This window comes from Roseibium sp. ROS1 (genome assembly GCF_054658215.1).
In genome coordinates this window covers 195,857-215,455 of record NZ_BAAGIG010000001.1, presented here as the reverse complement: position 1 = coordinate 215,455, position 19,599 = coordinate 195,857, and the positions used below count along the sequence as shown (strand labels likewise).

Sequence of the window (19,599 nt, the reverse complement as noted above, 5' to 3'; positions counted from 1 at the left end):
CAATTCAAATCACGGGTGAACGGAAAAATTCGGTCACGCCCCCTCGCCTTCCGGAAGCGTTCTCTGAGACAAGCCACCCGCACCTGAAATCAGGATTGGCGTCGCTTGGCTCAAGAAAACTCAAGGGAAAGTGTGGGCGCAAACAGGAAAAGGCCGGTCGATTGACCGGCCTTTCAAATTCGCTGATCGGAAGATCAGAAGTTGCTGGTGATCGGACCCTGCGGCTCGTAGTAGACCGGGCCGGCTGGAACACGAGCGCCAGCACCGAAGTTGTAACGAACACCGAGCCGAATTTCGTGCGCAGTCAGGTCGTCCCACTCAACGCGAGTCTCTCCGGTACCCGCATCATGAAGTTTGACAGTCTTGGCATCACCGAGATCGCGATACTGATAACCTGCATCGATTGCCCAGTTGTCGGTAACAGCGTAGGACGCACCGGCCATAAGTGCCCATGCGAAGTTCCATTCACTATGTGATCCGTCATAGTCCGTGCGACCAGTACCACCTGGGTTGATCGAATAGGTGTTGTCGGTAGTCACGTAGGAAGCACCAATACCGGCACCAACATATGGTGTGATGCGGTTCCATGTGCCTAGGTCAACATAACCGTTCAACATGACAGTCCAGACGTCGACATCAGTTGATTCTGTCGAAAAACCACCCGCACAAGTGCCGCAAACTGCGTAACCTTTAACATTTGCCGAGGTTTCGTAGTCGATCGTGACATCAGAACGGAAATAGTCGTTGAACTGGTAACCGACACCAACCCCGATCATCCAGGCATCATCCATGGACTCGCGCTGGAATCGCAGGTCTCCGATCACCGGATCGTTAAAACTGCCACTTGGATCGTTGTAGAATTTGTATCCGATATCACCACGCAGGTACCAACCACCAACGGCCGGGACTTCCGGGATGTGCTCGATGACCGGGGTTGGCAAATCCGCGGCATATGCAGCAGTGGAAAGCGCAACAGCAAAGCCGGTCAAAGACAAACGCTTAAAGAAATTGTCCATGTCCTCGTCCTTTTCCAGAGAGCGTCCGCGTTAACCAATGCCGGACACATCAAACTTGAAAGCATACTGACGGGAATTCATTAATTGTGACTTAACTCTGTTCTTTAACCGCGTTTTTTTACCTTAAGGAAACCTTAACAGCCGAAGAAACATCGAAAGATCAGAAACAGGCGTGCAAAATTATCAGGCAGGCCGGGGACATAGTGCCAGAGCCACTTGTTGTCACCCCGGTTAAGTGAAACAGAAAGCGGAACCGAGGATCCACCTATCGCCACGTTTTCAGAAACTTGTTAGGACTTTTCGAGAAAGTGGCATCCGGTCGCCCTGTCTCGAGCCTGCATCCCAGGTGTCATCCGGGGCTGTCCTCGGAAAAGGGTGCAAAAAAAGCCGCCTCACATGGGCGGCTTTTCTTATCACTTGCTGTCTCGCCGATCAGGCCGCGGTTGTCGCCACCACGCCGGCGATATCATTGACCACCTGCTTGACCAGCTCCGCATCGTCGCCTTCCGCCATCACGCGGATCAACGGTTCGGTGCCGGAAGCTCGAATCACGAGGCGGCCGGAATTGCCAAGGCGGGCTTCGCCATCCTCGATCGCGGATTTGACCAGGTCCTGCTCAAGCGGCTTGCCGCCCTTGTAGCGCACATTCTTGAGGATCTGCGGTACGGGCTCAAACCGGCGGCAGACTTCCGACACGGGCTTGTCCTGATCCTTGACGCACGCAAGAACCTGCAGGCCCGCGATCAAGCCGTCGCCGGTCGTGGCAAAGTCGGACAGGACGATATGGCCGGACTGCTCGCCGCCGACATTGTAGCCGTTGGCACGCATATGCTCGACCACATAGCGGTCACCGACCTTGGTCCGTGCAAGGCCAAGCCCGAGGCTCTGAAGGTATCGCTCCAGTCCGAGATTGGACATGACCGTCGCCACGATCCCCGGCGCGGACAGGCGGTTGCTTTGCTGCCAGGACTGCGCCACCACAGCCATCAGCTGGTCGCCATCCACCACTGAGCCGTTTTCATCGACGATGATGACCCGGTCCGCATCGCCATCGAGCGCAATACCGATGTCGGCGCGCACTTCATGCACCTTGCGGGACAAGGCATCGGTCGACGTCGAGCCGCATTCCTTGTTGATGTTGAAGCCATCCGGCGTGACACCCATGGTGATCACATCCGCACCCAGCTCCCACAACGCCTCGGGTGCGACCTTGTAGGCAGCCCCGTTGGCGCAATCGATGACGACGCGCAGACCTTCCAGGCTCATTTCCCTTGGCAGCGTCCGCTTGGCAAATTCGATATAGCGCTGCTGCGCACCGTCGATCCGCTTTGCACGGCCTAGCTCGCTGGCGCTCGGCAGACGGGATGTCAGGTCGCTTTCCATCAGCTCTTCGATCGTCTTTTCGATCTGGTCGCTGAGCTTGAAGCCATCCGGTCCGAAGAACTTGATGCCGTTGTCCTGGAACGGATTGTGCGAGGCAGAGATCATCACACCGAGATCGGTTCTGAGCGAGCGTGTCAGCATGGCGACCGCGGGCGTCGGCAGCGGGCCCAGCAGGAACACATCCATGCCGACCGAAGTGAAGCCCGCCACGAGGGCGTTTTCCAGCATGTAGCCGGAAAGGCGGGTGTCCTTGCCGATAACCACCCGGTGGCGGTGCCCGCCGTTCTTGAAAGCCAACCCGGCGGCCATGCCAACCTTCAACGCCATCTCGGCGGTCATGGGATAGCTGTTCGCCTGACCGCGGATGCCGTCGGTGCCGAAAAACTTGCGCATCAAATATGCCTTGCTGATCTATCTGTCTTGGTTGCGCTCTTTGTAACGCAATCAGCCGAAGTCACGATTCAAAATATGTGAGCAATTGTTACCATTCCCTGATGGCTGGCAACCCTGTTCTTTCACCGCAAACGAAGATGCCCGGCGCAGGCCGGGCATCTGGGTTGTTCAGAATGTCGGAACCGATCAGGACTGCGGCTGCGGCTCCATGCCACCGCTGGCCTCGTCGCCGCCACGCTTGGCACCGGCGGTCGGCACCGCGGACGACCGGCCGACCGGCTGGTCGTCGTCCGTGTCGCGCACCGGCGGCTTGCCATCGAGCAGACCCTTGATCTCGTCACCCGACAGGGTTTCGTACTCCAGGAGTCCCTTGGCGATGGTGTGCAACTGGTCTTCGTGGTCGCCCAGGATCTTCTTGGCGGTTTCGTAGCCCTGGTTGACGAAGGACTTGATTTCCGCATCGACGATCTTCTGGGTTTCGTCGGAAACGTGCTGGTTCTTTGCCACGGAATGCCCCAGGAACACTTCTTCCTGGTTTTCACCGTAAAGCAGCGGACCGAGCTTGTCGGACATGCCGAACTGGGTCGCCATCGCGCGGGCCAGCTTGGTGGCCATCTGGATGTCGCCGGACGCGCCCGAAGTCACTTTCTCGTAGCCGAAGATCATTTCTTCGGCGACGCGGCCACCCATGGCAACGGCAAGGTCGGCCTTGCACTTGGCGCGGGTAAGCGACACCTGGTCCTTCTCCGGCAGGCGCATGACCATGCCAAGCGCACGTCCGCGCGGAATGATGGTCGCCTTGTGGATCGGATCGGAAGCTTCCTGGTGCAGAGCCACCAGCGCGTGACCGGCTTCGTGATAGGCGGTCAGCTTCTTTTCTTCCTCGGTCATCACCAGCGTACGGCGTTCCGCACCCATCATGACCTTGTCCTTGGCGTCTTCGAACTCTGCCATGGTCACCAGGCGCTTGGAGCGGCGGGCAGCCAGAAGCGCGGCTTCGTTGACGAGGTTCATCAGGTCCGCACCGGAAAAGCCCGGTGTACCGCGTGCCAGCGTCTTGACGTCGACATCCGGTGCCAGCGGAACTTTCCGCATGTGCACTTTCAGGATCTTTTCGCGGCCGGTGATATCCGGGTTCGGCACCACGATCTGGCGGTCGAAACGGCCCGGGCGCAGCAGCGCCGGGTCCAGAACGTCCGGCCGGTTGGTCGCGGCGATGATGATGATGCCTTCGTTCGGCTCGAAACCGTCCATCTCGACCAGCAGCTGGTTGAGCGTCTGTTCGCGCTCGTCGTTACCGCCGCCGAGACCGGCGCCACGATGACGGCCGACCGCGTCGATTTCGTCGATGAAGATGATGCACGGAGCATTCTTCTTGGCCTGTTCGAACATGTCGCGGACGCGGGACGCACCCACACCGACGAACATTTCCACGAAGTCGGAACCGGAAATGGTGAAGAACGGAACGTTGGCTTCACCGGCAACCGCACGCGCGGTCAGCGTCTTACCGGTACCCGGAGGGCCAACCAGCAGAACACCGCGCGGGATCCGGCCACCAAGACGCTGGAACTTCTGCGGGTCGCGCAGAAACTCGACGATTTCCTGAAGGTCTTCCTTGGCTTCGTCGATACCGGCCACGTCTTCGAAGGTTACCCGGCCGTGTGCCTCGGTCAGCAGCTTCGCCTTGGACTTGCCGAAGCCCATGGCCTTGCCGCCGGAACCCTGCATCTGGCGCATGACGAAAATCCAGATACCCAGGATGATCAGCATCGGCAGCCAGGAGAACAGCGCACCAAGCAACGGAGAGCTTTCCGCCGGCGGGCGGGCATTGATCAAGACGCCCTTGCTGCGCAGCTCATCGACATATTGCGCGCCGTCAGGAGCGTAGGTCTGGAAGGCACTGCCACTGCTGTAGGTACCGGTGATCTTCTGTTCCTGAATGATGACCGATCGGATCTCGCCGTTGTCGACCTGCTTCATGAAGTCCGAATAAGCAATGTCATTCGTTGCGCCATGCTGCGCGGGACTTTGAAAAAGCTGGAACAATGCGATCAATAGCAGGGCGATGATCACCCAGAGAGCGAAGTTGCGAAAATGTGCGTTCATTTCGTTTCCTTAACCGCCCAACGCGACTAACTGCACGCGGTTACGTTTCTTTAGAGCGAAGATAGGTCGCCCAAAGCCCGCTGCCAAGGCGGTGCGCCATAGTTGCGCAGATGCGCTGACTATTTTCTTAAGCACGGACCTCTAACAGATGTTCCAGATGGGGAAAACCTCAGATTTCCTCGTCTGTGTCCTCATTGTCCATAAAGTTATCCGGCAATTTACCTTGGATCGGCATTCGCTCCAAATTCAAATCTGCGCTGCTGCAGGAATTGCCAATGGTCAAAACAGCCGTTGCGGAAGCCGGGGTCAGGATCTCCCCTGCCCGCCACAGGACCGGCGCGCAGTCGAAGGCGGCCTTGGGCCAGCCCGCCGGCCAGTCGATTTCCCGGGACGCTACAGGCGCGTTCATCAGCGGCCCCAGGCACAAGGGGGCATCACTTTCGCCAACAGAACGTGTGGGGACCCGGTAAAGGAAGCGGCCATCCCATGTGCCGGTTCCAGCAAGACCCGTGAGAATGCCCGGCGGCTCGCGCCCCGGCTCTTTCCACACTCTGATGACGCTTGCGTCTGCGTCGAAAACCGATCCTTGAAAGGTCTGACGCTTCGCCTCACCGGACATCAGAACCCCGTCCAGAGCCTGAAGCCTGGCAAGTCTTGGTCGGGAATTCTTGCCCGAGACACGCGCCATCAGATAGACGAGCAGCCGGAGACGGAGTTCTTCCGGCTGCTCGCCGTAGGCTTCACGCTCCAGGCGCGCGGGTCCTGCCGGGTGCTCGGTGATCAGCCGAGCGACCAGGTCATCGGCGGTCCGCTCCAGGGCTTCCCGCGCCCGGCGGATATTGGCAGCGGTCTGCGCAAGACGCTCTGCGCTCAATCCCTCCTCGGCCAACAGCGACAAGATGGCGCGGAGCCGGCTGCGCTTGTATTTCGGGTTCCGGTTCGAAGGATCCGTGCACCAGGAACGGCCGCGCTCTTCAAGCGTTGCCTCGAGGTCGGATTTCGAAACACTCAGGAGCGGACGCAGCAAGCGCAGACCTTCCGGACCGCCGCCTTCGTCAGCCGCCATCCCGCTGAGGCCGGTAACGCCGCTCCCCCGGGTCAGACGGTCCAGAAAAGTTTCCGCCTGATCGTCAAGGTGATGACCAAGAACAAGCGCCTCCGCGCCGATGTCCCGCATACGCGCTGCCATCAACCGGTAACGGGCAATGCGTGCCGCTTCCTGGAGGTTTGCAGCCGGTTTGGTGCCGGTCCAGCGCAACACCGTGCAGGCAAGGCCGCACGCGCGCGCATTCGTCGCAACGAATTCCGCCTCCCGACCGCTTTCGGGCCGGAGTTGATGATCCACACACAGCACTTCGGCGGCACCCTGCCAGCCGGTGCGTTTGCGCCATTCATCGAAAAGGACAAGAAGACAAAGGGAATCCGAGCCGCCGGACACTGCCAGCGCCAGATTGGAAAAAGAGCTTAGCTTTGAAAAAAGAGCATCGACGCGATCGGCCGGGAGCCTCTCGGGCTCAACCGGCCCGTCAGGAGCACTGGGCACGACGGCGTTCATCCCGCGCCTGGGACAAAACGGCTGGAGCGGCATTCGGGTATTTGTTCAGCAGTTCGGAAAACGTTGCGCAGGCCGCATCCGCTTCGCCGAGACCACGCAGCGAGACACCCAGCTTGAGCAGGCTGTCGGGGCTCTTGGCGTTGCCGGGATGGTCCGTGTAGGTCTTCAGGAAGGCATCGGCTGCCTCGCGGTAGTTCTGCTGTGCCAGCAGGCTTTCGCCCAGCCAGTATTGAGCGTTCGCCGCCTGTGCATCGTCGGGATAGGTTTCCAAAAAATTCCGGAATCCGCGCTCGGCACCTGCGTAATCGCCATTGACCGCCAGGGAATACGCCTGATTGTAGTCAGAGCTCGGGTCGCCGCTGCCGATGACGCTGGCAATCTGGTCATCGTCGGTGGCAAGACCGGGATCGGGCGCGATTTCCTGACCTGTGCCAGGCAGGTTTTCAAGCCCGTTGGCCAGCCGCGAAAGGTCGATCGGACCGTCGCTCGGCAAACCGCTTTCATAGCCGCCGGACTGATCCCAGTTGCCGTCTCCAGATCCGTCCGTAGGGAGGGTCGCAAAACCTCCACCCGGCGCGATAAGGTTGCCCGACTGCGGAGTACCGTCCGGGCCTAGGCCCGGAGCGGTCGATCCTGGAGCGGCATCCGAGCGCTTGCCCGGGGTGCCGCCTTCCAGCTGCTGGAAGCGGTATTCATTGTCTTCCTGCATGCGGCGCATCTGATCCTGCAATTCCCGCATCTGATAGGACAACTGTTCGATCTGACCGGTCAAAACCCGGATCCGTTCCTCAAGCTGACCGATCCGTACGCTGGAATCGTCATTCTTGCGTCCGAACAGCTGGGCTTGCGACGGTGTGGCAGTGGCGAAGGTGATGACCAACGCCATGATGAGACCTGCCAGTCCCTTTAGTTTCAGCATTCGCTCCTCCGGTTGGATTTGCTGTACCAGTGTCTGGCCGTGGTCCGACAAACGCCAATACTCAAGCAGATCCACGCGCATGATGTCTTACCATGCCCGGCTTCTTACTCAAGTGCACAGAGCGCTTCGACTTCGGCCAAATTTTGACGTTACCGGCTGACATTGAAGTGATTTCGTCATTTCCGGCCGGCCCAACAAAAAAGGCCGGGCAAGCTGCCCGGCCTTTTTTGTTCGGCATTTGCCGGATCAGTTGGTCGCGTTGTTCAGGACCGTCACCGCACGGCGGTTCTGCGACCAGCAGCTGTTGTCGTTACAGACAGCAACAGGCCGTTCCTTGCCGTAGGAAATCGTCCGGACGCGCGAGGCGTTCACGCCCTGCGCCACCAGATAGTCACGTGCGGACTGGGCACGGCGTGCTCCCAGCGCGATGTTGTACTGACGCGTGCCGCGTTCATCCGCATGCCCCTCGATCGTGATCGTGTACTGGGGATAGCGGTTCAGCCACTTGGCCTGATTGGCAAGGGTTGCCTGACCCTGCGATGTCACCACCGACTGGTCTTCTTCGAAGAACACGCGGTCACCCACGTTCACGACGAAGTCCTGGCCCGTGCCGGGCTTCACATTGCTCGACAGCCCGTCCGGTTTGTTCTGGGCACATGCTGCTGCGAACAGAACCACGAAGCAGACTGCAATCCAGCGCGCGCCCCGTCCGGCGTTTAAACTCTTGAACATTCCTGTCTCCTACACCCCAGCCCGCCAACCTGACATTTCATCCGTCCGGTTCTTGGTAAACGCTTTCTAGCCAAAACCGGTAAAAAACGCCTTTTCAAACATGGTTAGCGAAAGCTTAACACGGCCTGCCTTCACAGGCCGCATGTCTCCATCAGTCGATCAGCGGCGACCAGGAGGGATCCGACGCGAAGGCCGGGGTCTCCACCCGCTGTTCGTTGTATCCTGTCAGGTCCACGGTCCAGACCTGCGGCCCGCCATTGGCACCCGGCGTATCCCGGAAAAACACCAGCACACGGCCATTCGGCGACCAGGCCGGACCTTCATTGTGATAGCCCTCGGTCAGGATACGCTCGCCCTTTCCGTCCGGCCGCATGACGCCGATCATGAATCGGCCCTGGTGCTGCTTGGTAAAGGCGATCAGGTCTCCACGCGGCGACCATACCGGCGTGGAATACCGGCCTGGCCCGAAGGAAATACGCTGCGCACCACCGCCGCCTGCGCTCATCACATAAAGTTGTTGTGTGCCGCCGCGGTCGGATTCGAACACGATCTGGCGTCCGTCCGGTGAGAACGACGGGCTCGTATCGATGGCCGCGTCGTTCGTCAGACGCGTCGTCTGGCGAGAGCGCAGGTCCATCTTGAAGATGTTGGCATTGCCACCCTGCTGCAGGCTCATCACCACGCTCTGGCCATCGGGCGAGAACCGCGGGGCAAAGGTCATGCCCGGGAAGTTGCCGACGATTTCGCGCTGACCTGTTTCAATATTCAGCAGATAGACACTCGGATCGGCGCCGCCATAGGACATGTAGGTGACTTCCTGGCTCGTCGGCGAGAACCGCGGTGTCAGCACCAGATCGTCGCCGCGCGTCAGGTAACGCACGTTTGCGCCGTCCTGGTCCATGATCGCCAGGCGCTTGACGCGCTTGTCCTTCGGGCCGGTTTCATCGACATAGACGATCCGGGTGTCGAAGTAGCCCTTTTCACCGGTCAGCCGCTCATAGATCGCGTCAGCGATGATATGCGCCAGACGCCGCCAGTTTTCGGGTGTCGTGTAGAACTGCTGGCCCAGCATCTGCTCTGACGCGAAAACGTCCCACAGACGAAACTCCGCCCGCAGACGCCCGTCCGGCTGCTTGATCACCGTACCAGTGACAAGCGCCTGGGCACTGATCTGGCGCCAGTCGCCGAAACGCGGCGTGGAATTCACGCTCATGTTCTTCTGAATGAAGCTGGCCGGGTCAAGCGGCCGGAACAGGCCGGATCGTTTCAGGTCGGCGGCAATGACGTTGGTCATGTCCGCGGCCAGCTTGCCGTCTCCGCCTTCGGCGGAAAACGACGGCAGTGCGATCGGCAAGGGCTCGATGTTGCCCTGGGTAATATCGATTTCGACAAGCGCTGCCGCCGGCAGCGGAGCAATCACCACAAAAGAAGCGAGAACAAATGCGAGCCCTCTGGCTTTCCGGCTTGTGAAAACAGAAAGTTTTTTCAGTATTCCGCGCATGAGCACAACAGCTCCCTTATGGACGTTTGAACTGGCCGGGCCAGTCTATCCCCCGAGCATCTCTCTGGGGTCGAAATTGATGATGACTTCCTGCCAAGCTTCATACTTGGAAATTGGCAGATTGTATGGCTGGCAGCGCATGATCGCGCGCACGGCACTGCTTGAGGCTGCTCCGAACGCCGGATTGCCGCTGGAATTCATGACTTCCGGCTGGCCCGAAACCTGACCGTCCTGGGACAGGTTGAAACGGACACGAACCTTCAGGTCTTCCGCACCGACGGCACCCACCGGCGGGTTCCAGCATTGCGCCACCATTCCGCGCAGCGCATCCAGCTCGGACTGGCTCATACGCACGTTCTGCTCCCCGCGCCGGGAACCGAGAGAGGCCGGGTTCTGGCTGGTTTCGCCGGTCTGTTTGGCCGGTTCGACCTTGTTCAGAAGCGCAGCGATATCGGTGCTGTCGAAATTATCCTTCGGCGGCTCGGGCGCATTCCTCGGCGGCGTCGGCTTGGAGCGCGGCGAAACCTTGGTCACGATCGGCTGGGGCGCAGGCGCGGCCTCCTGCTGCGGCACAGGCTCCGGCGCCGGGGCAGGATCTGGTGCAGGCGCAGGTTCGGCCACCGGCGCTGGTTCGGGCGCAGGCGCCGGAGCTGGCTCCGGATCTGCAACGGGCGTTGGTTCCGGTGCCGGAGGAGGCGTCGGAGACGGCGAAGGTGTCGGCTGCGTCGGCTGCTCAACCTTGCTTTCGCCCGGTTTATCGGTCGGTTTCGGAGGTTCCTCGGCCGGGGTATCGCTTGGGTTCACCGCCGCGACATCCCGAATTTCGGCGGTCTTTTCGCCGACCCGAAGCCTGGTGATTTCCTCGATGGGCACCAGTTCGACAGGCAGAGAATCCACCTGCGGAACCGCAAAGCTCTCAGCGTCCGGAAAGGCGATCAAGCCCCAGAGCAGGAAAGCCGAGTGACCGGCCAGAGACGCGATGAGACCTGCGCGCATGACGCGTTACGAGTCCCGTTCTTCCAGAGTGACAAGACCGAGGCGTTTAAACCCGGCCGCGCTGATGCGGCCCATCAGCTTCATCATGGTGCCGTAGTCGGCATCCTGATCGCCGCGCACGTAGATACGTTCCTCGTAACCATTGGCGGCAATGGCTTCGAGCTTTGGCACGATCTCTTCAATCGTGATCGGGGTATCCTGGATGAAGATTTCACCAGCCGCGTTCACCGAGATGGTTATCGGCTCGGTATCGCCTTCCAGGGCCTTGGCGCTGGTCTCCGGCAGATCGATCGGCACACCGACCGTCAAGAGCGGAGCAGCCACCATGAAGATGATCAGGAGCACCAGCATCACGTCGACCATGGGCGTGACGTTGATTTCGCTCATGGGTGCGTGGCGACGCCTGCGCCGCCCGCGCCGTCCGCTTCCTGCCTGCCCTGAACCGACCTGCATGGCCATGGATCAGCCCCTCTCGTCGATCTGACGGGACAGGATGGCGGAGAACTCGTCCGCAAAGCCTTCCATGCGCGAAACCGCCTTGCCGACGTCGGCCGAAAACTTGTTGTAGGCGATAACAGCCGGAATGGCGGCCAGTAGACCAAGCGCGGTCGCAAACAGCGCTTCGGCAATACCGGGCGCCACGACGGCAAGGTTGGTGCTTTCCGATGCCGCGATCGCCTGGAACGCCGTCATGATGCCCCAGACCGTTCCGAACAGACCGATGAACGGTGCCGCGGAGCCAACGGTTGCCAGGATCAGCAACCGGCTTTCAAGCCGCTCGGCTTCGCGCTGGATGGTGACATCCATCACCCTGTCGATACGCTGCTGCAGGCTGCCGATGGCAGGCCGCGCGCCCTCGTGGCTGCGCTTCCATTCACGCATGGCTGCGACGAACAGTGCCGCCATGGAATGGTTCACACGATTGTGAAGCGTATTATAGAGTTCTTCGAGAGACTGACCGGACCAGAACACCGTTTCGAACCGGCTCATCTGGCGCCGTGTCCGGCCGACCAGCATGATCTTGTCGACGATGATCGCCCAGCACCATACCGAAGCGCCCAAAAGGCCGAGCATTACGACCTTGACGACGATATGCGCCTGCCAGAACAGCGCAAAAAACGAAATGCCGCTCTCTGGCGCCAATGTCGATTGGACAAGTGTTTCCATAAATTCAATGACCCCTTGGCCGTCTGACGCTGTTTTGCATTCAAGGTTTCGAAAACGACAGCGAGGAACCGGAATCAGCCGGCCGGCTCTTGTAACCTGCCGCCTCTCTGACGTTTGATTTTGTCAAAACTGGGACTTTTCCAATCAAAGAAAGTCCCTCTCTAAAGGAATCAATTAAGGTTACTGCAAGATTAACGCAGTAATGGGTTTTGAAAGTATTTTACCGCCGCCAAGCAGCTTGCCTGCTCTTTCAGAGCCAAGCCCTTCAACCGTCGGTGTTTTCTCCAGGTGCATGCTGCACGAGTTTTTCCGAAAGGACCTGCGGCAGTCGGGTCGGACGTCCCTGCGAGGTGATGATCGCAACGGTGACGGCAGCCGAAATCAGCAGCTCTTCGCCGCGGTAAATCAGCTGATCGAGCCGAATTCGGGCGCCTTTGTACTCCGCAAGGCTGGTATGAACTTCCAGCACATCGTCAATCCTGGCAGGTTTCTGGAAGTCCAGCGTCATTGTCTTGACCGCAAAGGCCAGTGAAGCGCCGTGGGTACCTTCGGCCATCTCACGATGGTGAATGCCGATAAGACGAAGGAAATCCGACCTGGCGCGCTCGAAGAAGCGCACATAGGCACCGTGATAGACGATACCCGTGAAATCCGTGTCCTCGTAGTAGACGCGAACAGGAAGCACATGACCGCCATCTTCCAGGCGGCCGGCGAGATCCGGCCAGTCCGACACGCTTTGTCCCTCGAAAGCTGAATGAAAAAGCCTCCCGGTCGACCGACCGGGAGGCTCGTACCTGGCCCTTACGTAGGCCGTATCTTATGCAGCGGCAACCTCGGAGAGGAATTTCTCGACGGACGCACGAAGCTGTTCCGCCTGCTGTTTCATCTCGATGGTCGCGTTCAGCATGTCGCCAACCGCTTCCGAGTTTTCGGCAACGCCTTCGTTCAGCGACGCCACAGTCTCAGCAACGCTGCGGGTACCTTCCGCGGCTTCTGCAACGTTTCTGGAAATCTCACCGGTGGCAGCGCCCTGCTGCTGCACGGCGTCCGAAATCGTGGTGGTGTAGGAGTTGACCTCCTCGACCGATTCCGACACCCGGGCAATCTCTTCCACCGCTTCGGTGGTAGAGGCCTGGATTGCCGCGATCTGCGCGGAGATTTCTTCCGTTGCCTTGGCAGTCTGGCCGGCGAGCGACTTGACCTCGGAGGCAACGACCGCAAAGCCCTTGCCGGCATCGCCCGCTCGTGCAGCTTCGATCGTCGCGTTCAGCGCCAGCAGGTTGGTCTGTTCGGCGATCTCTGAAATCAGCGACACGACGTCGCCGATCTTGTCGGCCGCTTCCGCAAGACCGGAGATCTTGGAATTGGAGCTCTGCGCGGCGGTCGTGGTCTGGGCCACGATGCTTGCCGTGGTTTCGACCTGACGGGAGATCTCGGAAATCGACGCGTTGAGTTCCTCGGTGGCGGAGGCAACCGCCTGAACGTTGGAGGAAGCGTTTTCCGAAGTCGACACCGCGGTCTGCCCCTGGTCTGACGCGGCAGTGGACCGGTGACTGAGGGCGGAAGAGACTTCTTCCACACGGGCAATATTGGTTTCCACCAGCTCCAGAACCGCCTGCGACTCGGCCCGGAATGCAGCAATCAGCGCATCGATGGTCTTTTCACGCTGTTCGCGGGCAATGTGGCCAACCTTGCGCTCGGATGCCAGACGCTCGCGTTCGATCGAACTGTCCTTGAACACTTCGATACAGCGCGCCATGCGGCCGATCTCGTCCTGGCGTTCGGTCGCTTCGACACCCACTTCCAGGTCGCCGTCGGCGATCTTGCGAGCCGCGACCGCAAGGCGTTCCATGGGAGCGAACATGCGCCGGGTTACCCACCAGATCAGGCCGACGATCGGAACCAGACAGAGGAAACCGGAAATGATCGCGCCATAGGTGATGCGATCGGCGGCAGCCGACAGTTCCGTCTGCTTGACGGCATCGACAACACCAAAGGGCGAACCGACAAACGTGTTGCTTGCTTCCGCAAAGCGGTAGTCACCGTCTTCCAGGCGGATCAGCCGGTCGTTGACCTTGATATCGGAGATCATGTGGACGGCACTCGCGCGGCCCATATCGTCGAGCTGAACCAGCTTGCCATCGGAATCGGCAAGGAAGATGCGCTCGCTGTCGCCGAGGCCGGTCTTCTCGTTCAGCAATCCGGCCAGATGCTCCATGTTGGTCGTGAACGCAATCGCGCCGAAGAACCGGTCCAGATAGAACACAGGCACCGCAAGAACTTCCGAGACGGTGCCATCTTCGGTGGTCACAAAACCTGAGGAATAGATCTGCCCGGCCGCCAGCGTCTCGTTTTTCGAGGCCTCGAACAGCTTGCCCATGGCGATCTGCACCGGATGGCCCTGGATCTGCGCGTCTTCCACGTGGAAGGCGAATTCCGGACCCTTGCGGAAAGTATAGGTGATGAACCCGTCCGGATTGGCCAGCGCCGCATCCGAGAACAGGCCCTGATCGACAAGTTCCTGGTAGATCGGATGAACGACCTTGTGATTGTTCACGTAGTAGTTGGACTCTTCCGGCTCCACCAGAAGGTGACGCTCACCTTCGGGGTGCGGATTGTCGGTCACGAAGATCTTCCGGAGCAGTTCGTTCTGCCCTTCTTTCAGGTTCTTCCACCCGACCATGGTCTTCATCAGACTGTCCTTGGCGCCTTCCAGCGTGGAGAAGAACGCAGCGCTGTCCTTCACCTGCCCAAGGGAGAGTTCAATAACCTTCTGTTTCGCCTTGGTAGCACTTTGCAGGCCGGCATCTGCCTGACCGTTTGCAACATCCCGCGAAATGGTCGACGTGACCGTGACAATTGCCACGCACATAGTGAGTGCGCCGGCTAAAAACATTAAAGCCAGTTTAGATGAAAGGCGCTTCCGCATGGTTTCCCCCGCATAGTTAACGCGACGATACGGCAGGATTCGCGAATAAATGCTTAATCGCTATGCAGAGCTGGATGTAACCGACAAGACCTTGTCTTATAAATACTACGTAAACTATTCGGGATCGGTAAACAGTCCCATTTGCGGAGCATCCGGTCTGGATGGGGCCGCGAGACCCAGGTGTTCGAACGCCATCGGCGTCAGGATACGTCCCCTTGGCGTCCGCTGCAGAAACCCGTTCTGGATCAGGTAGGGTTCGACGATCTCCTCGATCGCATCACGAGGCTCGGAAAGTGCTGCCGCAATGGTCTCGATCCCGACAGGCCCACCACCGAAATTCACCGCGATCTGGCTCAGATAGCGACGGTCGAGACTGTCGAGCCCGGCACCATCGACCTCCAGCTGCAGAAGCGCCCTGTCGGCGAGTTCCCTGTCGACCCGCTCGACGCCGGCGACAATGGCAAAATCCCTTACCCGCCGCAGCAGTCGTCCGGCGATACGCGGTGTCCCGCGGGAGCGTTTGGCAATCTCGCGGGCACCGTCTTCAACCATGCCGATGCCGAGAATGGCGGCGCCACGCTTGACGATGTGCTCCAGCTCCGGAACCGTATAGAACTGCAGCCTGACCGGAATGCCGAAGCGATCGCGCAGCGGAGTGGTCAAGAGACCCAGCCGCGTTGTCGCTGCAACGAGCGTGAACTTCGCCAGGTCGATCTTGACTGAACGCGCAGCCGGTCCTTCGCCGATGATCAGGTCGAGCTGGAAGTCTTCCATCGCCGGATATAGCACTTCCTCGACTGCCGGATTGAGCCGGTGGATCTCGTCGATGAAGAGGACGTCGCGCTCTTCCAGGTTGGTCAGAAGTGCGGCAAGGTCGCCCGCCTTCGCAATGACAGGACCGGAGGTTGCCCGGAAATTGACCCCCAGTTCGCGCGCCATGATCTGTGCCAGTGTCGTCTTGCCGAGACCGGGAGGCCCGACGAACAGGACATGATCCAGCGCCTCTCCCCGCGCCTTCGCCGCACCGATAAAGACCTTCAGATTGGCGCGCGCCTGGGCCTGACCGACAAAATCATCCAGCACCTGGGGGCGCATGGTTGAATCGATCTCGTCCCCCCGGATTTCCGGCGTCACGATGCGAGTGTCATCCGACATGGCTTACGACCACAAACAGCAACACCAGAAGAGCCAGGGAATAGGCCACCCGGAGTGCATAGAATTTCTTGAACTGGCGCAGGACAAACGGGTCGTCCGACTCCACACGGCGTCCGTTGACTGTAAACGGACGATCCCCCACCGAGGCACTGAAGCGGTGATCGAGGTACATGATACCGCCGATCCCCAGAACCACGAATACGACGGCAATGATGCCATAGGTAACGGCGATCATCCGGCCAATTCCTTCAAGCCAAGGCGGATCAGCGTTTCCGTGGTCGCGTCCTCACCGACTGACTGCAAGGCCTTTGCGACGGCGCCACTCGCCTGCGCCTGTGCATACCCCAGATTGGTGAGCGCCGAAACCGCCTCGGCCACCGGCCGGGCAGCCACGTTGTCGGCAACGTTCTGGGAAACCGCAATCGTGCCCTGGTCCACCGTGGCAAGTCCCGGCGCCTTGTCCTTGAGTTCGGCAATGATGCGTTCGGCAACGCGCTTGCCGACGCCAGGCGCCCGCGAAATCGTTGCCTTGTCGCCAAGCGCAATTGCGTTGGCGACTTCGCTTGCCTTCAAGATCCCCAGAATGCCCAGCGCAACCTTGGCACCGACACCCTGAACGGTCATCAGGATACGGAACCATTCGCGCTCCGCCTCTACCCCGAAGCCATAGAGCCGGATCATGTCCTCACGAACGATTGTCTCGATGAAAAGGACAGCCGCTTCACCTGCGCGCGGCAGACCCTGCAGAATGCGCGAGGGACAATGAACCTGATAGCCCACCCCGTGCACATCCAGGATCACGTGGTCCTCGCCATAGCTGTCGATGGTGCCTTTCAGCTTGCCGATCATATTGCCCCCATGGCGGCAAGCCGCGCTGTACTGTTGGACCGGTGCTGCGCATGGCAAATGGCAATTGCCAGTGCATCGGCGGCATCGTCCGAATTGAAAGTGGCCCGCGGCATCAGAACCTTGACCATGGCCCGGATCTGTTCCTTTTCCGCATGACCGGTCCCGACCACCGTCTTCTTGACGAGGTTCGGCGCATATTCGGCAACCGGAAGTCCGGCGAGCGATGGCACCAGCAGAGCGATCCCGCGTGCCTGCCCGAGCTTCAGAGTTGCGCCCGCATCCTTGTTGACGAACGTATGTTCTACCGCGGCTTCGGATGGTTCGTGCTGGCGCACGACTTCGCTGAGGCCGTCATGCAGCTGTACCAGGCGCTCGGCCAGGCTCTTCTTGTTGTCGGAGGTTACCGTTCCGGAAGCAATGAAGGACAGGCGATTTCCCGTCGCCTCGATCATGCCCCAGCCGGTACGCCGCAGCCCCGGGTCGATGCCCAGCAAACGAATCGCGTGTATCATGGAACAAATCGGTAACAAAACTTCCCCGTTGACGCCAGCCAAAGCGCGGCTTACCACCGGAAAGCCTGTCAAAAACACCTCACAACGTGTTTAATCCGGCCTTGCCCCTACCGGCAGGCCACCTCCCCCGCCAAGGCCCGCGATCTGCCGGGCCAATCCCTTTTTGATCCCGTCCGTTCCGCGAGTTCCCATGGCCGACATCTTCAGCTCCTTTCCGCCCGGCCTTCTGGTGTTCCTCGCCGCGGTCCTGTTTGTGGCAGGTTGCGTGCGCGGGTTTGCAGGGTTCGGTGCGGGAATGATCTTCATGCCGGTGGCCGCCAGCGTCATGCTGCCGTCAACCGCGGCCGCCACCTTTCTGTTCATCGACGGCATTGTCGCACTGCCTTTGGTGGTCAAGGCGCTCAGGCTGTGCAACTGGTCGACAGTGCTTCCCGCGGTCGTTGGTGCCGTGGTTTTTGTTCACGTCGGCGCCTGGCTTCTGGCCAACGCGGACGTGCTGGTTCTACGCTGGACGATCTTTGCAATCGTGACCGGACTGCTACTGCTGCTGGTGTCCGGCTGGCGCTATGAACGCAAACCCTCCAGGCCGGTGTCGCTTGGGGTTGGCGCAGTTGCGGGCATCCTCGGCGGCATCTCGCAGGTCTCCGGCCCGCCGGTGGTTGCCTTTTGGCTCTCCAGCGCCAAGGAACCGGCAATCGTCCGTGCCAACCTGATCGTGTTCTTCGCGCTCGCGAGTATCGGAACCTTCGTTGCCTATATCTTCAACGGCTTCTTCACGCTGGAAGTGTTCCACCTCCTGATCATGGCGATCCCCGTCTATGCCCTTGCGATCTATCTCGGCTCCAACGGCTTCAAGCACGCCGACCCGAAACTCTATCGCAAGCTCGCCTATGGCCTGATCGCCCTCGCCGCGCTCTCCAGCATGCCCCTGCTGGATCCGCTTTTCCGGTAGGCGGTTCTTGGCGTTATGTTAGTGTGGAGGAACACCCAGACACCCTCATCCTGAGGAGCCGCGAAGCGGCGTCTCGAAGGATGGGCCTCTTGTTCCGGAGTTATGTAGTCCATCCTTCGAGACAGCGCTTTGCGCTTCCTCAGGATGAGGTTGAGTATGGCCAGGACCACCCGATCAAGTTGGCAAAACCCGCCCCAAAAACGCGGTGCAAACCCTATTCGGCCAAAGGCTTTTCCTGCAGCTTCTCCTGCCATTTGGCACATTTTTCCGCCATCAGTCGCGTGAGTTCCGCCTCGAACTCTTCCCTGCTTGAAGAAGCCTGCGCAAGGACGCTCATCGCCACGATTGCAGCATCGGCGGCTTCTTCACGGACATCTGCCAGCGTCTGGTTCTTGTATTCGCTGCCGGGCGCCTTCGTTGCCGAAAGAACGGCCTGTGCCAGCTCTCCGGCTTCCTCCGCCAGCTTCAGCGCACGCTCCTGCAAGGTTTTCGGGTCTTTCTGCGTCAGGTCGAAGATATTGAACATGCGATCGGTCTCCTTGGTTCAAGGAAGGCGCGAGCCTCAGGACCACCAAAACAAAAACCCCGGCAGGGCCGGGGTTTTCAGATCCATATCCTGTGTTACTCAGGAAGCCAGAGAGGCCATGGTTTCTTCGTCGACATCGAAGTTGGAGTAGACGTTCTGGACGTCGTCGTCGTCTTCCAGCATGTCGATGAGTTTCATCATGGTCTGGGCCTTGTCCGCGTTGACCGGCGTCAGGTTCTGCGGCTTCCAGATGATCTTGGTCGAATCCGCTTCGCCCAGTGCCTGTTCCAGAGCAGCGGAAACATCGTTCAGATCTTCAAAGGCGGTGTAGATCGTGTGACCGCTCTCGTCGGACTGAACGTCTTCCGCGCCGGCTTCGATCGCAGCTTCCAGAACCGCGTCGGCTTCACCGGCTTCCGGCTTGTAGATAATTTCGCCAACACGGTCGAACATGAAGGAGACCGAGCCCGTTTCCCCCAGCGACCCGCCGCATTTGGTGAAATAGGACCGGATGTTGGATGCGGACCGGTTGCGGTTGTCGGTCAGGGCTTCGACGACCACGGCAACACCTGCCGGGCCGTAGCCCTCGTAACGGACTTCCTCGTAGTTGTCATCGTCGCCGGACTGGGACTTGTTGATCGCCCGCTGGATGTTTTCCTTCGGCATGGACTGGGCCTTGGCGTTCTGGACGGCAAGGCGCAGGCGCGGGTTCGCGTCCGGATCCGGGTCACCCATCTTCGCGGCGACGGTAATTTCCTTGGACAGCTTGGAGAACATCTTGGAGCGGGCCGCGTCCTGGCGTCCCTTGCGGTGCATGATGTTCTTGAATTTTGAATGGCCTGCCATGGCTCTTCTCGGTTCTTTACAGGTGATGTCAGTGAAAACTGCGCCGCTTATAGGCAAGTTGA

The 19,599-nt window shown here is 59.8% G+C and carries 19 protein-coding genes; 1 reads left to right on the top strand and 18 read right to left on the bottom strand.

From position 1 onward, the window contains the following. Positions 1–194 precede the first annotated feature (194 nt). The 16 genes from ACYQ6M_RS00975 to ruvC form a co-directional block, all read right to left on the bottom strand. Positions 195–1,016 carry an outer membrane protein gene (locus ACYQ6M_RS00975; protein ID WP_168685347.1) on the bottom strand — a complete coding sequence of 274 codons (822 nt, stop codon included), beginning with the start codon at positions 1,014–1,016 and terminating at the stop codon, positions 195–197. 432 nt (positions 1,017–1,448) lie between these two features. Further along, positions 1,449–2,792 (bottom strand): phosphoglucosamine mutase, encoded by a 1,344-nt coding sequence (gene glmM / locus ACYQ6M_RS00970; protein WP_023003434.1) that lies wholly within the window; start codon positions 2,790–2,792, stop codon positions 1,449–1,451. A 186-nt stretch (positions 2,793–2,978) separates the two neighbouring features. After that, entirely contained in the window at positions 2,979–4,898 is a 1,920-nt protein-coding gene (gene ftsH, locus ACYQ6M_RS00965) for an ATP-dependent zinc metalloprotease FtsH (protein ID WP_023003435.1), read from the bottom strand. Positions 4,899–5,067: 169 nt separating this feature from the next. Further along, complete coding sequence (gene tilS / locus ACYQ6M_RS00960) at positions 5,068–6,336, bottom strand: tRNA lysidine(34) synthetase TilS (protein ID WP_370199712.1); 1,269 nt, start codon at positions 6,334–6,336, stop codon at positions 5,068–5,070. Positions 6,337–6,424: 88 nt separating this feature from the next. After that, positions 6,425–7,372 (bottom strand): tol-pal system protein YbgF, encoded by a 948-nt coding sequence (ybgF, locus tag ACYQ6M_RS00955; RefSeq protein WP_460071610.1) that lies wholly within the window; start codon positions 7,370–7,372, stop codon positions 6,425–6,427. 246 nt (positions 7,373–7,618) lie between these two features. Beyond that, complete coding sequence (gene pal, locus ACYQ6M_RS00950) at positions 7,619–8,104, bottom strand: peptidoglycan-associated lipoprotein Pal (protein WP_023003438.1); 486 nt, start codon at positions 8,102–8,104, stop codon at positions 7,619–7,621. Positions 8,105–8,255: 151 nt separating this feature from the next. Beyond that, positions 8,256–9,605: a Tol-Pal system beta propeller repeat protein TolB gene (gene tolB / locus ACYQ6M_RS00945; protein ID WP_023003439.1), complete on the bottom strand. Its 1,350-nt coding sequence runs from the start codon at positions 9,603–9,605 to the stop codon at positions 8,256–8,258. A gap of 45 nt (positions 9,606–9,650) precedes the next feature. Then, a complete protein-coding gene (locus ACYQ6M_RS00940; RefSeq protein ID WP_460071606.1) occupies positions 9,651–10,601 on the bottom strand; it encodes a cell envelope integrity TolA family protein in 951 nt (316 codons plus the stop codon). Positions 10,602–10,607: 6 nt separating this feature from the next. After that, positions 10,608–11,060 (bottom strand): protein TolR, encoded by a 453-nt coding sequence (gene tolR / locus ACYQ6M_RS00935; protein WP_023003441.1) that lies wholly within the window; start codon positions 11,058–11,060, stop codon positions 10,608–10,610. Between the two features lie 3 nt (positions 11,061–11,063). Next, entirely contained in the window at positions 11,064–11,768 is a 705-nt protein-coding gene (gene tolQ / locus ACYQ6M_RS00930; protein ID WP_023003442.1) for a protein TolQ, read from the bottom strand. Positions 11,769–12,033: 265 nt separating this feature from the next. After that, complete coding sequence (gene ybgC, locus ACYQ6M_RS00925; RefSeq protein ID WP_023003443.1) at positions 12,034–12,501, bottom strand: tol-pal system-associated acyl-CoA thioesterase; 468 nt, start codon at positions 12,499–12,501, stop codon at positions 12,034–12,036. Between the two features lie 84 nt (positions 12,502–12,585). Continuing rightward, the gene (locus tag ACYQ6M_RS00920; protein ID WP_460071603.1) at positions 12,586–14,640 is read right to left on the bottom strand and encodes a methyl-accepting chemotaxis protein; all 2,055 of its coding nucleotides are present in this window, start codon (positions 14,638–14,640) and stop codon (positions 12,586–12,588) included. Between the two features lie 171 nt (positions 14,641–14,811). Continuing rightward, on the bottom strand, positions 14,812–15,852 hold the full coding sequence (gene ruvB, locus ACYQ6M_RS00915) for a Holliday junction branch migration DNA helicase RuvB (RefSeq protein ID WP_023003445.1): 1,041 nt from the start codon (positions 15,850–15,852) through the stop codon (positions 14,812–14,814). Then, positions 15,842–16,087 (bottom strand): hypothetical protein, encoded by a 246-nt coding sequence (locus ACYQ6M_RS00910; RefSeq protein WP_023003446.1) that lies wholly within the window; start codon positions 16,085–16,087, stop codon positions 15,842–15,844. The genes ruvB and ACYQ6M_RS00910 overlap by 11 nt, the downstream gene beginning before the upstream one ends. After that, positions 16,084–16,701 (bottom strand): Holliday junction branch migration protein RuvA, encoded by a 618-nt coding sequence (ruvA, locus tag ACYQ6M_RS00905; RefSeq protein WP_062487064.1) that lies wholly within the window; start codon positions 16,699–16,701, stop codon positions 16,084–16,086. The genes ACYQ6M_RS00910 and ruvA overlap by 4 nt, the downstream gene beginning before the upstream one ends. Beyond that, complete coding sequence (gene ruvC / locus ACYQ6M_RS00900; RefSeq protein WP_062487062.1) at positions 16,698–17,213, bottom strand: crossover junction endodeoxyribonuclease RuvC; 516 nt, start codon at positions 17,211–17,213, stop codon at positions 16,698–16,700. Before ruvC ends, ruvA begins: the two co-directional genes overlap by 4 nt. Before the next feature lie 190 nt (positions 17,214–17,403). Here ruvC and ACYQ6M_RS00895 point away from each other — a divergent pair, with 190 nt between their 5' ends. Continuing rightward, on the top strand, positions 17,404–18,165 hold the full coding sequence (locus tag ACYQ6M_RS00895; protein ID WP_460071600.1) for a TSUP family transporter: 762 nt from the start codon (positions 17,404–17,406) through the stop codon (positions 18,163–18,165). A 214-nt stretch (positions 18,166–18,379) separates the two neighbouring features. Here the strand turns inward: ACYQ6M_RS00895 and ACYQ6M_RS00890 are convergent, their stop codons facing one another. Together ACYQ6M_RS00890 and ACYQ6M_RS00885 are read right to left on the bottom strand one after the other, a co-directional pair. Further along, positions 18,380–18,691 (bottom strand): MazG-like family protein, encoded by a 312-nt coding sequence (locus tag ACYQ6M_RS00890; RefSeq protein WP_023003450.1) that lies wholly within the window; start codon positions 18,689–18,691, stop codon positions 18,380–18,382. Between the two features lie 99 nt (positions 18,692–18,790). Continuing rightward, a complete protein-coding gene (locus tag ACYQ6M_RS00885) occupies positions 18,791–19,537 on the bottom strand; it encodes a YebC/PmpR family DNA-binding transcriptional regulator (protein WP_023003451.1) in 747 nt (248 codons plus the stop codon). Positions 19,538–19,599: the final 62 nt, after the last annotated feature.

Coding starts and splice junctions, on each gene's coding strand:
- ACYQ6M_RS00890 (WP_023003450.1), bottom strand. CDS start 18,691: ATGTTCAATATCTTCGACCTGACGCAGAAAGACCCGAAAACCTTGCAG.
- tolR (WP_023003441.1), bottom strand. CDS start 11,060: ATGGCCATGCAGGTCGGTTCAGGGCAGGCAGGAAGCGGACGGCGCGGG.
- ACYQ6M_RS00885 (WP_023003451.1), bottom strand. CDS start 19,537: ATGGCAGGCCATTCAAAATTCAAGAACATCATGCACCGCAAGGGACGC.
- ftsH (WP_023003435.1), bottom strand. CDS start 4,898: ATGAACGCACATTTTCGCAACTTCGCTCTCTGGGTGATCATCGCCCTG.
- ACYQ6M_RS00975 (WP_168685347.1), bottom strand. CDS start 1,016: ATGGACAATTTCTTTAAGCGTTTGTCTTTGACCGGCTTTGCTGTTGCG.
- ruvC (WP_062487062.1), bottom strand. CDS start 17,213: ATGATACACGCGATTCGTTTGCTGGGCATCGACCCGGGGCTGCGGCGT.
- tolQ (WP_023003442.1), bottom strand. CDS start 11,768: ATGGAAACACTTGTCCAATCGACATTGGCGCCAGAGAGCGGCATTTCG.
- ACYQ6M_RS00940 (WP_460071606.1), bottom strand. CDS start 10,601: ATGCGCGCAGGTCTCATCGCGTCTCTGGCCGGTCACTCGGCTTTCCTG.
- ACYQ6M_RS00910 (WP_023003446.1), bottom strand. CDS start 16,087: ATGATCGCCGTTACCTATGGCATCATTGCCGTCGTATTCGTGGTTCTG.
- tolB (WP_023003439.1), bottom strand. CDS start 9,605: ATGCGCGGAATACTGAAAAAACTTTCTGTTTTCACAAGCCGGAAAGCC.
- ybgF (WP_460071610.1), bottom strand. CDS start 7,372: ATGCTGAAACTAAAGGGACTGGCAGGTCTCATCATGGCGTTGGTCATC.
- ACYQ6M_RS00920 (WP_460071603.1), bottom strand. CDS start 14,640: ATGTGCGTGGCAATTGTCACGGTCACGTCGACCATTTCGCGGGATGTT.
- ACYQ6M_RS00895 (WP_460071600.1), top strand. CDS start 17,404: ATGGCCGACATCTTCAGCTCCTTTCCGCCCGGCCTTCTGGTGTTCCTC.
- pal (WP_023003438.1), bottom strand. CDS start 8,104: ATGTTCAAGAGTTTAAACGCCGGACGGGGCGCGCGCTGGATTGCAGTC.
- ruvB (WP_023003445.1), bottom strand. CDS start 15,852: ATGTCGGATGACACTCGCATCGTGACGCCGGAAATCCGGGGGGACGAG.
- glmM (WP_023003434.1), bottom strand. CDS start 2,792: ATGCGCAAGTTTTTCGGCACCGACGGCATCCGCGGTCAGGCGAACAGC.
- ruvA (WP_062487064.1), bottom strand. CDS start 16,701: ATGATCGGCAAGCTGAAAGGCACCATCGACAGCTATGGCGAGGACCAC.